The sequence below is a fragment of the Salinivibrio sp. EAGSL genome (genome assembly GCF_013366455.1).
Taxonomy (GTDB): domain Bacteria; phylum Pseudomonadota; class Gammaproteobacteria; order Enterobacterales; family Vibrionaceae; genus Salinivibrio; species Salinivibrio costicola.
On the sequence record NZ_JABWMG010000001.1, the window covers coordinates 72980 to 86191 of the forward strand.

At 50.7% G+C, this 13212-nt stretch carries 11 protein-coding genes and 3 tRNA genes; 6 read left to right on the forward strand and 8 right to left on the reverse strand.

Translation table 11 applies throughout. The annotated features are described in order from the left end of the window. Nucleotides 1-140 precede the first annotated feature (140 nt). Both HLG76_RS00380 and HLG76_RS00385 read left to right on the forward strand, forming a co-directional pair. Nucleotides 141-1511: a YjiH family protein gene (locus HLG76_RS00380; RefSeq protein WP_241827346.1), complete on the forward strand. Its 1371-nt coding sequence runs from the start codon at nt 141-143 to the stop codon at nt 1509-1511. A 78-nt stretch (nt 1512-1589) separates the two neighbouring features. Continuing rightward, on the forward strand, nt 1590-2237 hold the full coding sequence (locus HLG76_RS00385) for a triacylglycerol lipase (protein ID WP_175992877.1): 648 nt from the start codon (nt 1590-1592) through the stop codon (nt 2235-2237). Nucleotides 2238-2311: 74 nt separating this feature from the next. Here the strand turns inward: HLG76_RS00385 and HLG76_RS00390 are convergent, their stop codons facing one another. Together HLG76_RS00390 and HLG76_RS00395 are read right to left on the reverse strand one after the other, a co-directional pair. Then, entirely contained in the window at nt 2312-3583 is a 1272-nt protein-coding gene (locus HLG76_RS00390; protein ID WP_077461161.1) for a DASH family cryptochrome, read from the reverse strand. 140 nt (nt 3584-3723) lie between these two features. After that, nucleotides 3724-4056 (reverse strand): DUF3392 domain-containing protein, encoded by a 333-nt coding sequence (locus tag HLG76_RS00395; RefSeq protein WP_021024518.1) that lies wholly within the window; start codon nt 4054-4056, stop codon nt 3724-3726. Nucleotides 4057-4191: 135 nt separating this feature from the next. Between HLG76_RS00395 and HLG76_RS00400 the strand changes: the two genes are divergently transcribed. After that, nucleotides 4192-5133: a Gfo/Idh/MocA family protein gene (locus HLG76_RS00400; RefSeq protein ID WP_175992878.1), complete on the forward strand. Its 942-nt coding sequence runs from the start codon at nt 4192-4194 to the stop codon at nt 5131-5133. A gap of 32 nt (nt 5134-5165) precedes the next feature. Here the strand turns inward: HLG76_RS00400 and HLG76_RS00405 are convergent, their stop codons facing one another. Then, complete coding sequence (locus HLG76_RS00405) at nt 5166-6506, reverse strand: AarF/ABC1/UbiB kinase family protein (protein WP_175992879.1); 1341 nt, start codon at nt 6504-6506, stop codon at nt 5166-5168. 220 nt (nt 6507-6726) lie between these two features. On the opposite strand from HLG76_RS00405, the gene HLG76_RS00410 reads away from it, so the two are divergent. The 3 genes from HLG76_RS00410 (at nt 6727) to HLG76_RS00420 (ending at nt 9972) form a co-directional block, all read left to right on the forward strand. Beyond that, nucleotides 6727-8475, forward strand: a complete 1749-nt coding sequence (locus HLG76_RS00410) for a formate--tetrahydrofolate ligase (protein ID WP_175992880.1) — start codon at nt 6727-6729, stop codon at nt 8473-8475. A gap of 138 nt (nt 8476-8613) precedes the next feature. Beyond that, nucleotides 8614-9087, forward strand: coding sequence for an NYN domain-containing protein (locus HLG76_RS00415; RefSeq protein ID WP_077676792.1), 474 nt, complete (start codon nt 8614-8616; stop codon nt 9085-9087). A gap of 60 nt (nt 9088-9147) precedes the next feature. Beyond that, entirely contained in the window at nt 9148-9972 is an 825-nt protein-coding gene (locus HLG76_RS00420; RefSeq protein WP_175992881.1) for a Cof-type HAD-IIB family hydrolase, read from the forward strand. 136 nt (nt 9973-10108) lie between these two features. On the opposite strand, the gene HLG76_RS00425 is transcribed toward HLG76_RS00420, so the two are convergent. The 5 genes from HLG76_RS00425 to HLG76_RS00445 all read right to left on the reverse strand — a co-directional run bounded on the left by HLG76_RS00425 (nt 10109) and on the right by HLG76_RS00445 (nt 13053). After that, nucleotides 10109-10185 (reverse strand) — tRNA-Val (locus HLG76_RS00425). Between the two features lie 13 nt (nt 10186-10198). Beyond that, nucleotides 10199-10275: transfer RNA gene (locus tag HLG76_RS00430), tRNA-Val, on the reverse strand. Nucleotides 10276-10339: 64 nt separating this feature from the next. Beyond that, nucleotides 10340-10416 (reverse strand) — tRNA-Val (locus HLG76_RS00435). A gap of 147 nt (nt 10417-10563) precedes the next feature. Continuing rightward, the gene (locus HLG76_RS00440; RefSeq protein ID WP_175992882.1) at nt 10564-11568 is read right to left on the reverse strand and encodes a DUF3080 domain-containing protein; all 1005 of its coding nucleotides are present in this window, start codon (nt 11566-11568) and stop codon (nt 10564-10566) included. A gap of 114 nt (nt 11569-11682) precedes the next feature. Continuing rightward, entirely contained in the window at nt 11683-13053 is a 1371-nt protein-coding gene (locus HLG76_RS00445) for an MATE family efflux transporter (protein ID WP_175992883.1), read from the reverse strand. Between the last annotated feature and the right edge of the window lie 159 nt (nt 13054-13212).

Genomic DNA, 13212 nt, shown 5'->3' on the forward strand with positions numbered 1-13212 from the left:
GTATTTATGACTAAATAGTTATTTACATCCTATGTGTGATTCGATAATCTGCATGCCAGTCAGCCACAGTGAGTGAATAATTAATCGCCAAAGTGGTTGGTTTTCGCTGTGAGATAAATAAAAATTCAGGATTCAGACGTATGCAAAAAACTGACACACTCTCCAAGAAGGCACCTTCGACGAGAAATATTCTGATGTTCGCGATCCCATCGCTGCTTGGGTTGCTGTTTTTCATGACACCCATTACTTTCGGCGACAGTGTCACTATCCCTATTGCGGTGATGGCCAGCACTGTGTTGGACTTGTTAGGTAATAGTGCAACCGCGGTCGTCACTGCCTTAGTGGTGTTGAGTGCCGTTGTTTCAGTATTGGTTACCTTGACCAAACCTGCCGTGATCACACGCCATGGCTTCCTTAATGGCTTATTCAACGTAACCCCCATTTGGTTGGCAACTCGTATATTTGGCGCTGTTTTTGTCATCATGGCGTTTTATGGGATCGGTACGCCAGTGATCATGGGCGAAACCACCGGGGCGTTTGTGCTTAATGAATTGCTGCCTACCTTGCTTTCGGTATTCATTTTTGCCGGTTTATTGTTACCACTGCTAACCAGCTTTGGTTTATTGGAGTTATTGGGCGCGGTGTTCACCAAAGTCATGCGCCCACTGTTTGGTTTGCCGGGGCGCTCGGCCGTTGATTGTGCGGCGTCTTGGTTGGGCGACGGTAGTGTCGGCATTTTGATGACCAGTAAACAGTATGAGCAGGGCTTTTACACCCAGCGAGAAGCGGCGGTTGTCGGCACCACCTTCTCAGCGGTATCGATCAGTTTTAGCTTGGTGGTGATTGCACAAGTTAATTTGATGCATATGTTTACCTGGTTCTATCTCACTGTATGTTTAGCCGGGATTGCGGCGGCAATAGTGGTGCCACGTTTGCCTCCTTTATGCTGGAAAAAAGATGCGTTAATCGATAACTCAGAGCGACAAGGTGACGAGGAAACATTACCAGAAGGGTATTCTACGTTAAGCTATGGCCTGCATTGTGCCCTCAACCGTGCCGAGAAAATCCGCTCGGTGAACAGCGTGCTCAAAGAGGGCGCCCAAAACGCTGTCGACATGGTACTCGGTGTCTTGCCTGTGGTGATGGCAATCGGAACCGCGGCACTGATGGTCGCAGAATATACCGACGTCTTTAGTATTCTCGGCGCACCCTTTGTACCACTGCTTGAATTGCTGCACATTCCTGATGCGGTGAAGGCGTCCGAGACCATGGTGATCGGCTTTGCTGATATGTTTATCCCGGCCATTCTAGCGGCAGACATTGAAAGCGAAATGACCCGCTTTGTGATTGCCACCGTGTCGGTCACTCAGCTGATTTATATCTCCGAAGTAGGTGCACTCTTGCTCGGCAGTAAGATTCCAGTAAAACTGTGGGAGCTGTTTGTGATCTTTATTTTGCGTACCCTGGTGACGCTTCCCGTTGTTGCAGGTATCGCCCATTTGATTTTCTAACGGATGATAGAGCGCGAGTAAAACACAATGACGTCTCACTCGATGAAGGGTGAGGCGTTTTTTAAAAAGGGAGACGGGATGAAAATTGTGACATTGCACGGCTTATACATGCACGGCATCTTTTTGATCCCCCTGTGTGAGCGGCTGGAAAAACAGGGCCATCAGGTGCTGAATCTTTCGTATAACACCTTGAACCCAGACTTCGATGAGATAAACGCTAAAATTGATGCGTTTATTGGCCAAGCGCCCGCCATTCTTATTGGTCACTCAATGGGTGGGCTGATTATTCGACGCTACCTTGAGCGCCAAACCGAGCGCCTCTCGTCTGGCACGATAAACGTTCGTGCGGTGATCACCCTAGGGACTCCGCACCAAGGTGCTCAACTTGCCCGCTTATTTGGTGACCTTGGGTGGGGCGGCTGGTTATTTCAACGTAGTGAGCACCTGTTGATCCCAGATACCGTTACCCCTTGGATCGACTTGCCACCGTTACACAGCCTCGCCGGAGATTGTCCTTTCGGCCCCGCGGCTATGCTGTTAAAAAAACAAGTCTGTGATGGCACCGTGTTGGTTGAAGAAACAAAAATCGAAGGCATGACTAGCCACGATGTGTACCCGGTTACCCACATTGCCTTATTATTCTCACGCCGGGTGAGCGATAAAGTGAGCGCGATTATTGATAGCTACCGACCCGCCTGCGAAAAAGCCGGCGAGCCGAGAGACTAAGCGAACGACGCTTTACTAGGTAAATAAATGGGTAACTTGGTAAATAAAGGGGTAGTATCGGATTATCCTCACCATCAATATAAGGGCTCTTCATTGGTTAGCCATTTGGCGACAAAGCTGCCATCAGGATCGTATTGCGCGGCTTGCTTGTCGAGATTAAATCGGCGGCTGCCGCGGGGATCAGCCCCTACACCCGCCAAATACTGCCAATTGCCATAGTTGGCCGCCACATCAAAATCAATCAGCTGCTGCTCAAAATACGCCGCGCCATAACGCCAATCGATCCCAAGCTCGTGAATTAAACAGCTGGCGACTAACTGGCGACTACGGTTAGAGATCCACCCAGTGTGTTTTAACTGACGCATGGCGGCATTCACAATCGGGAAATCGGTACTGCCTTCGCGCCATGCCATAAAGGCTTCAGCATAAAACGTGGTTAGAGGACGTTTATTGGCGATACCTTTAAAGCGGAAAAAGCGCGCACCGTAGTGATACAGCATCCACTGAAAATATTCGCGCCATAACAACTCAAAATACAACCAATAGGTCGATTCATTCTGCTCGACATTGCGCTCATAGCGGTTTAACTCCGCGGCCGCCCAACGTACCGACAAGCAACCGTTGGCCAGCCAAGCCGATAAACGCGAAGAAAACGCCCACCCATCAAGACCATTACGCGTTTCTTTATAACGCTGGACCCGGTGCGTATCCCATAAGAAATGATTCAATTGGGCGCGGCCGGCAATTTCACCGCCTTGATACGGGGAAATCCGACGGTCGGACAGTGGTGCCGGCTCAGATGTCATGCCAGCCAAGGGCGCCGGTAATGACTCAGGCACCGGCAAGGGTAATCGCGGTTGGATCCCTTTCTTTTCGACCGCTTTACGAAACTGCGTAAACGTTGGCGGGATATCAGGTAAATCAAACGGCAACTGGTGTTGTGTAAACAGCGTATGCGCATCGGACACCACCACCCGCTGCGGAAAGCGGCTGACTAAGGTGTCTACCTGATGGCGCTCACGCGTACCAGGGTGGTCGGTGACGCCAATCAGATCAAACTCATGATCCATACAAAGGTTCGCCACCACTTCCAGCGGGTTGCCCGTACGAATAATCAGCTTTTGCCCCATGGCATCTAAGGCGCGGTGCAGCTCCGTTAAGCTTTGCCACAAAAATGCCTCGCGCTGAGGGCCCAAATGCTTGCTTTGAAAATGATCTGCACGTGACCAGCTCGGATCAATCACAAACACGCAGGTCAGCGTGTCACAGCTTGAGGCCAAATTAGCGAGCGCAGGATTGTCGTGTATTCGAAGGTCGTGGCGAAACCACATGAGTCCACGTTGCATACAAATCTCCTTTTTCTCACCAATACGCTGTGATACCAGTATCGGATTGCTTACACAGTATGGCTGCTTAGTAATTAAACAGCCATACGAGAAAGTGGATGATTGGGCATCACAGGGAAGGGGGCTGGGCTATCGGGCGGTTAGATTTGGCGCTGACGCTGCGCCCACATCCCGATAAAGATAAAGGTCGCCACTAAGCCGGCAAACAGCCAATGATCAGGCCATCCACGCATTTTACCCGCAAGCCACGGCGACACCGCTATAATGAAAGCGCCGTAACCAAAAGCATTGATTGCCACAAATACCAGAGTACGAACAATAAAATGGTGTCCGGTTAATAAACGGCGTAGGGTACGGTTAATGTCATTACCAAACACCACCAAAAGCGACGCGACAATAGCCATCGCAATATCATTTAGCCAAGGCGTTAACCACGCACCGGCCTGAGAGAGCCAAGAGATTAAAATATTCATAATGATAAACACTGTGTAGAATGCGGCTAGGTTACTGATTTCTGCTGGCGACTTCCAGCGCTGACTGAGGCCGCACTCGGTTGGGCCGCATCCGGTTGGGCTACAGCTGGCTGCGCCACGACGTAAGGAGAAAGCATGAAGATCGCATCGATCGGGCTTGGCGACATTGCCCAAAAAGCGTATCTACCCTTATTGGCCAATTGGCCAGGGTTAGATTGGGTCTTGTGTAGCCGTGATAGCCAAAAGTTGGCTGCGCTCGCACATCAATATCGGGTGACGAACATGGCCACCGACATCCATGAATGCTTGGCGCTTGGTGTGGATGGGGTGATGATCCATAGCGCGACCGACTCGCATGCGGCCTTGATTCGTCCCTGCCTCGAAGCTGGCGTGCCGGTATTTGTTGATAAACCCGTTGCCCCTTCAGGCGCAGACGTTGAAACCTTATTTAACTTGGCTGAGCAACACCAAACGCCGTTGTTTGTCGGGTTTAATCGCCGTTATTTGCCACTGTTAAACACCCATCTGAACGATCAGCGTCCGGAAGATGAGTTAGGCACACCGTTGTTATCGTTGCGCTGGGAAAAACACCGCCATGCGCTGCCTGATACACCACGCCGCTTTATTTTTGATGACTTTATTCATCCGCTCGACAGTATTAATGTACATGGCGACATGAGTATTGATGATTTAGACGTGTTCGCGCAATTTGGTGAAGGGTTACTCGGCCGATTAGATGTGCGCTGGCACCGTGATAATAGCTTGTTTGAAGCCAGCATGAATCGCCAATACGGTGCCACCAAAGAAACCATTGCCGCTGCGTATCGTAATGAGTGCTATTTCTTTGATGGCTTTACCCGAGGCGAACGCATGCAAGACAACGTAATCACTCAACTTAGCCTCCCAGATTGGACCGGTATGCAGGCGAGCAAAGGATTTGAGGCAATGCTAACTCACTGGTTTGAGGTGGTCAGCGCAGGCTGGGTTGAAACCTCACTGACTCAGCGTAACGTCTCAACCCATTGGACCGCCGACGATCTTGTGGTGTACTGCGACGCATTGCGCGATAGTGACTAAACCGAACATACCGTTCCCGGCGCGCAGCGGGATTAAACTTGCGCTGTCTCAGTCTGTGGCTCGCCGGTTAAATAGGGCATTAACAATGCACGCACATTTAAGGTGACATCCAACTTCGCGGCCAGTAAATACAAGCCCGCAATTTTACGATGCAAAAACAACGCATCGGCCGGCGGCGTATGCCAATAGCCTTGCTCCATACTCAAGGCAACGCCGCGATTACGTAAACGCGTGGCTAAGTCTGCTTGCCCAAACGCAAATGGCGCATCGGCAGCAATGGGCTCACAAGCGGTGTTCACCAGCTCAAGCACGCTGGCCTTTTGCTCGGGTAAAATATGCTCAGCAAAAAAGCCAATCTGAGTCAGCGCCGCTTCAATCCCTGCATTATCTTTTTCTATCGCCGCCAAAAACAGCTTGCGATAGCCATCGGTAAACGTCGGTGCATACTGACGCGTGGCGCCAAAATCGAGCAATACCACGCGGCCCGTGTCTGGCTGATACAAGTAGTTAGCGAAGTTCGGATCGGTTTGCACCTCCCCAAACATAAACACCTCTTCAAACAGCAATTGGAACAAACGACTTACCACCCGCTGGCGTACCACTTCTGAAGCACGGTCAAGCTGCTCAATGGGTTCACCCGCCATATAACTCATGGTTAGAATGCGATCCGAGGTAAGAGCTGAGTGTACTTTAGGCACCACTAAGCCGTCAGCGTCTTTTAAATGGGTACCAAACCGGATAAGCGACTGCGCTTCTTTCAGGTAATCGGCCTCGTCATGCAGCTGTTGCTTGGCTTCATCGAGCAAAGCTTGGTAGTTCGCCTCTTTGGGGATAAGGCCACTCAAACGCAGCAGAGTGATGACATTGTCAACATCGCTATCAATGCTGTCTTTGATGCGTGGATATTGCACCTTCACTGCCACTTTGTCACCGGCATCGGTATACGCTTCGTGCACTTGACCAATGGAAGCTGACGCGATGGGAGAGAAGCGAAAATGGGTAAATTCTGCTTGCCAATTGTCGCCCCATTGTTCGTTAAGAACGGCTTTAAGCTGTGCTGGCGGCATGGGCGTGGCATGATTACGCAACCGCGCGAGCAGATCGCTGAGCTCTGGCGTGATCAAATCGCCCGCATCCATCGACAACAGTTGACCCACCTTCATCGCCGCGCCGCGTAAATCTGCCAATTTATCGGCCACGTGGGCAATATTGGCCGGTGACATCACCAAATCTTTACGACTTGGCCGATTTCCCTGCGCAAACTGCTTCGTGCCTTCCCACGCAACATTCGACGCCACTCGCCCGGCTATTGAAGCCAACGCCCCAAAACGAGACCATTTACCATGCGGAACCTTGCTGCTTTTCATAACCATCTCCTTATCACCCACTAAGTGTACGGTATAAATCGAGGAATGGTTTGGTGAGGCTTCGGTTACTCGTTCCCACGCTCCTGCGTGGGAACGAGTAAGGCGGGATAAAAATCAAAAAGGGCGCTTACGGCAAGTATTCTTTCGCTTTACAATGGTCATTTTAGCGGTATCATTTTTACGCAAACGTTTACGTGATTATTTTATACTCTATTGAGAGGGTTTCATGCTATCTGATGTCGAAATCTGTCGTAACACCACACTGACTTCCATTTCTACCATTGCCAAGCAAGCCGGTTTGCTTGAAGCCGAGTTTGAAACCCAAGGCAGCCACAAAGCCAAAGTCTCTCTCAATTGTTTGAAGCGCCTCGCGCCTAATCAAACTGGCAAGTTGGTCGTGGTCACCGCTATTACCCCAACGCCGCTGGGCGAGGGTAAAACGGTGACCACCATCGGCCTGGCGCAAGGGTTAGCGAAACTCAACCAATCCGTGACCGCTTGTATTCGTCAACCTTCGATGGGGCCGGTATTTGGGGTCAAAGGCGGCGCGGCTGGAGGCGGTTATTCACAAGTGGCCCCGATGGAAGAGCTAAACCTGCACTTAACCGGTGATATTCATGCCGTCACTGCTGCACACAATTTGGCCGCTGCCGCGATTGACGCGCGCATCTATCACGAGCAGCGCTTGGGCTATGACGATTTTGAAGCTCGAAGCGGACTAAAAGCGTTAAACATCGATCCGAATCGCGTGGTGTGGAAGCGGGTGATGGATCATAACGATCGCGCCTTGCGCATGGTTACTGTGGGCAAAAATGAGCCGGGAAAAACCATTAATGGCTATGAGCGAGAGGGCGGATTTGATATCTCAGCAGCTTCTGAGTTAATGGCGATTCTGGCGCTGGCAAGCGATCTTCGTGACTTACGTCAGCGCATTGGCCGCATTGTGTTGGCTTATAGTCATGCCGGTGAGCCGATCACCACCGAAGATTTGCAAGTGGCGGGGGCGATGGCGGTAAGCATGAAAGCGGCAATTGAACCCACGCTCATGCAAACCTTAGAGGGCGTGCCGACGCTAATTCATGCCGGCCCCTTTGCCAATATTGCCCATGGTAATTCGTCGATTATTGCCGATAACATTGCCCTTAAGCTGAGTGATTACACCGTCACCGAAGGGGGCTTTGGCTCAGACATGGGATTTGAGAAGGCATGTAACATCAAAGCGCAAGCATCCGGTAAAGCACCAGACTGCGCGGTGATTGTGGCCACATTACGTGGCTTAAAGGCCAACTCAACGCACTATAACTTTTTGCCTGGGCAACCACTACCAGAATCACTTTTTGTGGATGATCATGAAGCATTGGTGGCAGGGTTTGAAAACCTGAAGTGGCACATCAACAATGTAAATCAATATGGTGTGCCGGCGGTGGTCGCAATCAACCGTTTCCCGCAAGATAGCGATGCTGAGCTTGCGACATTAAAAGCCATGATCGAGGCGTTACCCAACCAGGTACAAGTTGCCGTCAGTGAGGGCTTTGCTCACGGCGGCGAGGGCACGCGTGAACTGGCAAAGAAAGTCATGGCTCAATGTGCCGCTCCTTCGACCTTTAGGCCTTTGTATTCAGCCGATCAATGCTTAGAAGAAAAGCTGATGGCCGTGGCTGAAGTCGGATACGGTGCAGGGAGTGTCACGCTCAGTGATGTTGCTAAGCAGCAGCTGCAACAATTTAAGCAACAAGGCCTTGATGATTTAGCTGTGTGTTTGGCGAAAACGCCGCTGTCAATTTCAACGGATGGCACGATTAAAGGCGCGCCGCAAGGGTTTGATGTACCGATCCGCGAGTTGAAATTGTGTGCCGGTGCCGGATTTGTCTATGCCTTATGCGGCAATGTGATGACCATGCCCGGATTGCCGGAAAAACCGGCGTTTATGAAACTTGACCTCGATGATGAGGGTAATATTGTTGGGTTGAGTTAATGGTGCCCCTCGCGAGAGCCGCTGTTATCAGCGGCTTTTTTGTTTTTGCTAGACGCGGCCACGTTTGTGATTGTCGTCACGGTAGCCTGATGTGGTATCCTCTTTGGCTTCAATTCTCCCACCGACTGTGAGCCTGACTTGAAAAAAATCGCGGTTTTTGTCGACGTTCAAAATATCTACTACACCACACGCCAAGCCTACGGGCGCCAGTTTAACTATCGCCAGTTGTGGCACACGCTGAGCCAAATGGGTGAAGTGGTTACCGCGTATGCTTATGCCATTCGTCGTGATGATGATCAGCAAATCAAATTTCAAGATGCGCTGCGGCACATTGGCTTTACCGTGAAGCTCAAACCTTATATTCAACGCGCCGATGGTAGCACCAAAGGCGATTGGGATGTGGGCATTGCCATTGATGTGATGGAAGCTGCGTCGGATGTCGATACCGTGGTTCTGCTCTCTGGTGATGGCGACTTTGATTTGCTGATGAACAAAATTCGCGAGCGCTATCATACCGAAGCCTTCGTGTTTGGAGTGCCTGCGTTAAGTGCCAACTCCCTCGTGAATAGCGTTGATCGCTTTATTCCCATTGACGATAGCTTATTGCTGTAGAGCCGATTAAGGCTGAGGGAATCCATTCCGTTTTGAATTTGATGTTGAGGTAAGTTGACGATGTACAAATTAATCGCCCTAGATATGGATGGCACCTTGTTAAACAGCGATAAAGAAATATCGGCTGAAAACAAACAGGCCATTGCCCGCGCGCGTGACAAAGGGGTGGCCGTGGTGTTGGCATCTGGCCGTCCGCTTGAAGGCATGCAACCTAAGCTGGATGAGTTGGATATTCATTCAGATAAAGACTTTGTGCTGTATTACAACGGCTCGATGGTGAAAAACGTGGGGACTGACGAGGTGATCTTGCAAAAGGGGCTAGACGGTAAAGCTGCCAAAGCGCTCGCTCGACATGCTGAAGCATTAGGTGCCTATGTGCATGCCTTTAGTACCGAGCACGGATTGATCACCCCTGCGCTCAACCCGTATACCGACATTGAGGCCAACATCAACGGGCTTGATATCACCGTGATGGATTTCGAGACTCTAAGCGATGATCACCCCATTATTAAAGTGTTGATGGTGGCGGAGCCAAGCAAGTTAAATGAAGTGATCAGTGCTTTACCCGCAGCGCTGCGCGAGGAGTTTACGGTGGTGCAAAGTGCGCCCTTCTTCCTTGAATTTCTAAACCCGGCAAGTCATAAAGGGGCGGGGGTCGCTGCAATTGCAGAACACTTAGGTATTCACCCCGACGAAGTGATCTGCATGGGCGATGCAGAAAATGACCATGCGATGTTGGAATATGCGGGTCTTGGAATTGCCATGGCCAATGCGATGGAAGCAACCAAGCAAATCGCGGATTATATTACCGAAAGTAACGATAACCACGGTATCGCTAAAGCAATCGAAAAGTTTGTCTTAGCGGTAGATAGCTCAGTGGCATAATTGTAGGTTACAACTTAAAAAGGCTTGTTAGAAAGCAGGCCTTTTATATCTACGTAAACATATACATGACGTTTATTTTTTATGCGTCGAAAGAGAATGTATCAAGATACTAAAAAAAGAAGGGGATAATTTGAAGTGGTGCGTCCGGGCAGACTCGAACTGCCGACCCCCGCCATGTCAAGGCGGTACTCTAACCAACTGAGCTACGGACGCGTATTTCAAAATTTGGTGCGTCTGAGTGGACTCGAACCACCGACCCCCGCCATGTCAAGGCGATACTCTAACCAGCTGAGCTACAGACGCATACCATTTTTTTAGAACAGCCACCGCGATGTTGAAGCGATTGACCATTTGCTATCAAGCCAAGTGGTGCGTCCGAGTGGACTCGAACCACCGACCCCCGCCATGTCAAGGCGATACTCTAACCAGCTGAGCTACGGACGCACAGTGCTTGAAAGCGGGGTGAATAGTAGCGAGTTCATCTTTATCGCGCAAGCGCTTCAACGCATATTTTTGTACATTCGCGTTTGTTTGGCGATTTGATCATCAAAGTGGCGATATTTTCGCTTTTTCAGTCGCTTCGCTACGTCGCTATTGCCCCAGTTTGACGTCACAGCGTTGGAAAAGTTGCTGCCATACATCTGCATGGTGCTTGATCGCGTCTTTGTATTGGCGGTAAGCCTCTCCCTGCCAATAGGCGTTTTTATACGCGCTAAACGCATCCGGTGTTTGCAACGTAGCAAAACGGGTCAACGCTGGCGCAATATCACGATAAAGGCCATCGACACGGGCTAAATACGGCTGAACATCGCCGACGTAAAATTTATAAAACACGGTTTGTAGGCGCTCTAGGCGGGTCGTATCAAAATTGCCGCCACACAGGACTTTTTCTTGGTGATTGGCGATCAGTGCACTGGTTTGGTTAAGCCAAGCGGTGTGATAGCTCAAGCTAACAAATAGGGCGCCAAGAATGCGTTGCTTTTCAATGCTCTCTTGCCAGTCGGTGACCGATTCGTTGGCTACCGGGTGGTGGTTGAGTAAATGGCTAAACTGATCAATGGTGCTGACGGCATTACTATGTGCGGGAAGATCAATGGGGAGTGTATAGGCCGGTAAACTCAGCTGCCCGCGCCAGGCATCACTATCAGCCAAGGTATTCCAGATTACGGTGTCGCGCTGTTGGCGTTTCAGTGCCAGTGCCTGTTCTAACTCAGTGTGAATGCTCGGATCTTTGACTTGCGGTAAACACCGTTGGGCGGTGTCAATAAAATTGAGTTCGTAATCGAGTTGGCGAAAGCGATCGGCGACTTTGCCGAGGGATGAGTTGTGCTCGGCGATAAGATTAAACAAGCCACACTGACGCAGCTCGTAGGCATCAAGTACGCCCATTCGTAGTGCTTCAAGTGGCTGGACTAGATCGCGTTTGCGTGGCAACGGCGGCACCGCTGGAGTGGTAAAGTCGGGCGTCGGTGCATCAAGCACATTGCCTAAACGTTGGTAATAATCAGCCATCATGTCTTTGGCCGGATCGTCAGATTGGCACCCACCTAATCCGAGTAAGGTAACGAGCAGTAAGGTTGTTTTGAGTCCGCGCATGGTTTATCTCGTGGCTAAGCTCTTGACGTATCAATCATACCATTTACGCAGGCGATCGGATGAACGATCGCCTGGTTGAACTTTACCTGTGTGCACGTGGTGGCGACAGCCCATTCAGCGTTCTGACATGGCCAGTTGGAATTCAGGAGATTGCTGACGCAGCCAGCGTAGGCGTAACCCGAGTAGTACCGCGGCACTGGATAAGCCAATGATGATGCCTATCCAAAACCCATGCGCGCCCATGGCTGGGACGAGCCAATCTGTCACTCCGAGTACATAGCCAAGCGGCAAGCCCAAACCCCAGTATGCGATCAGAGTGCGCTGGAAAATGGCACGCATATCTTTGTAGCCACGCAGGGCACCAGCCGCGACCACTTGAATGGCGTCGGTGATCTGATACACCGCGGCCAATAACATCAGTGATGACGCCAACGTTGCCACGTCTGGGTTATCGGAATACAGGGCGATAATTGGATCGCGCAGCCAAACGGTCAGTAGCGCGGTAATAACGGCTGTGCTCACCCCCAGCCAAATCCCAATTTTGGCGGAGTTGCCTGCTCCCTCGGTGGTGCGCTTGCCCAGCAGGTGGCCGACACGAATACTGACGGCGACACCCAAACTCATGGGTAACATGAAAATCATGGTGGAGAAGTTAATGGCCACTTGGTGCGCTGCGACGGTAATCGAGCCAAGTGGTGCGATTAAAATGGCAATCGCCGCAAATAAGGTCACCTCAAAAAACAGCGAAGCAGCGACTGGGAACCCGAGTCGAAAGAGGCGGATTTGCTCTTTGAGTGCTGGCGCGTAAAGCGAGGCAAAAAGCTGAAGACCACTGAGTTTTTTGCTCACTGTCACATATAACGCCATAAGGATAGCCATGATCCAATACACCAGCGCGGTAGCGACACCACACCCCACGCCGCCGAGCTCTGGCGCGCCGAGTTTGCCGTATACAAACATCCAGTTGAGTGGAATGTTTGCCGCAAGCCCGATAAAGCCAATGACCATTGCGGGAATGGTGAGCGACATTCCCTCGCATAAGTTACGAATGGATTGGAACACCAAGAAAGCCGGTACCGCCCAGATTACCGCATGTAAGTAACCGATGGTTTTTTCAGTTAGCGCTGCTTCCACATCCATGAGATTAATAATAAAACCGGCTTTATAAAGAATAAGCCCAATGGGAATGCTCAACAGCAATGCCATATGCAGACCTTGCTGAAATTGAAACGGGATCGCAGTGGCTTTGCTCGCCCCATTAAGTTGCGCAATCATAGGGACCATGGCCATTAGCAGGCCAATCCCAAACAAGATGGCTGGCATCCATATACTCGAGGCAACCGCCACGGCGGCCATATCGGTGGCGCTATATCCGCCCGCCATGACGGTATCGACAAACCCCATCGAGGTTTGCGCTATTTGGGCAATAAAAACAGGCACACTGAGCCGAATAATGGCTCTTGCTTCATCGTGGTATTGCTGCACGTTGGCCTCAACATGTTTAAGTGAAAGGGAGGGAGGAATCGATTGCGCGCAATTATACGTGCCAGGAGGCGCGAAAAGGAAGCAAAAGCCGTGTCAATTTTGCATCCCGAACGAGAGCAAACAATGATGACACAAAGAATAGCCCATCAAGACAATGCG

Excerpts from the sequence above, each read along its gene's own strand:
- HLG76_RS00380 (WP_241827346.1), top strand. The coding sequence starts at position 141 with ATGCAAAAAACTGACACACTCTCCAAGAAGGCACCTTCGACGAGAAAT.
- HLG76_RS00390 (WP_077461161.1), bottom strand. The coding sequence starts at position 3,583 with ATGCAACGTGGACTCATGTGGTTTCGCCACGACCTTCGAATACACGAC.
- HLG76_RS00405 (WP_175992879.1), bottom strand. The coding sequence starts at position 6,506 with ATGGTTATGAAAAGCAGCAAGGTTCCGCATGGTAAATGGTCTCGTTTT.
- HLG76_RS00420 (WP_175992881.1), top strand. The coding sequence starts at position 9,148 with ATGTACAAATTAATCGCCCTAGATATGGATGGCACCTTGTTAAACAGC.
- HLG76_RS00395 (WP_021024518.1), bottom strand. The coding sequence starts at position 4,056 with ATGAATATTTTAATCTCTTGGCTCTCTCAGGCCGGTGCGTGGTTAACG.
- HLG76_RS00385 (WP_175992877.1), top strand. The coding sequence starts at position 1,590 with ATGAAAATTGTGACATTGCACGGCTTATACATGCACGGCATCTTTTTG.
- HLG76_RS00440 (WP_175992882.1), bottom strand. The coding sequence starts at position 11,568 with ATGCGCGGACTCAAAACAACCTTACTGCTCGTTACCTTACTCGGATTA.
- HLG76_RS00410 (WP_175992880.1), top strand. The coding sequence starts at position 6,727 with ATGCTATCTGATGTCGAAATCTGTCGTAACACCACACTGACTTCCATT.
- HLG76_RS00400 (WP_175992878.1), top strand. The coding sequence starts at position 4,192 with ATGAAGATCGCATCGATCGGGCTTGGCGACATTGCCCAAAAAGCGTAT.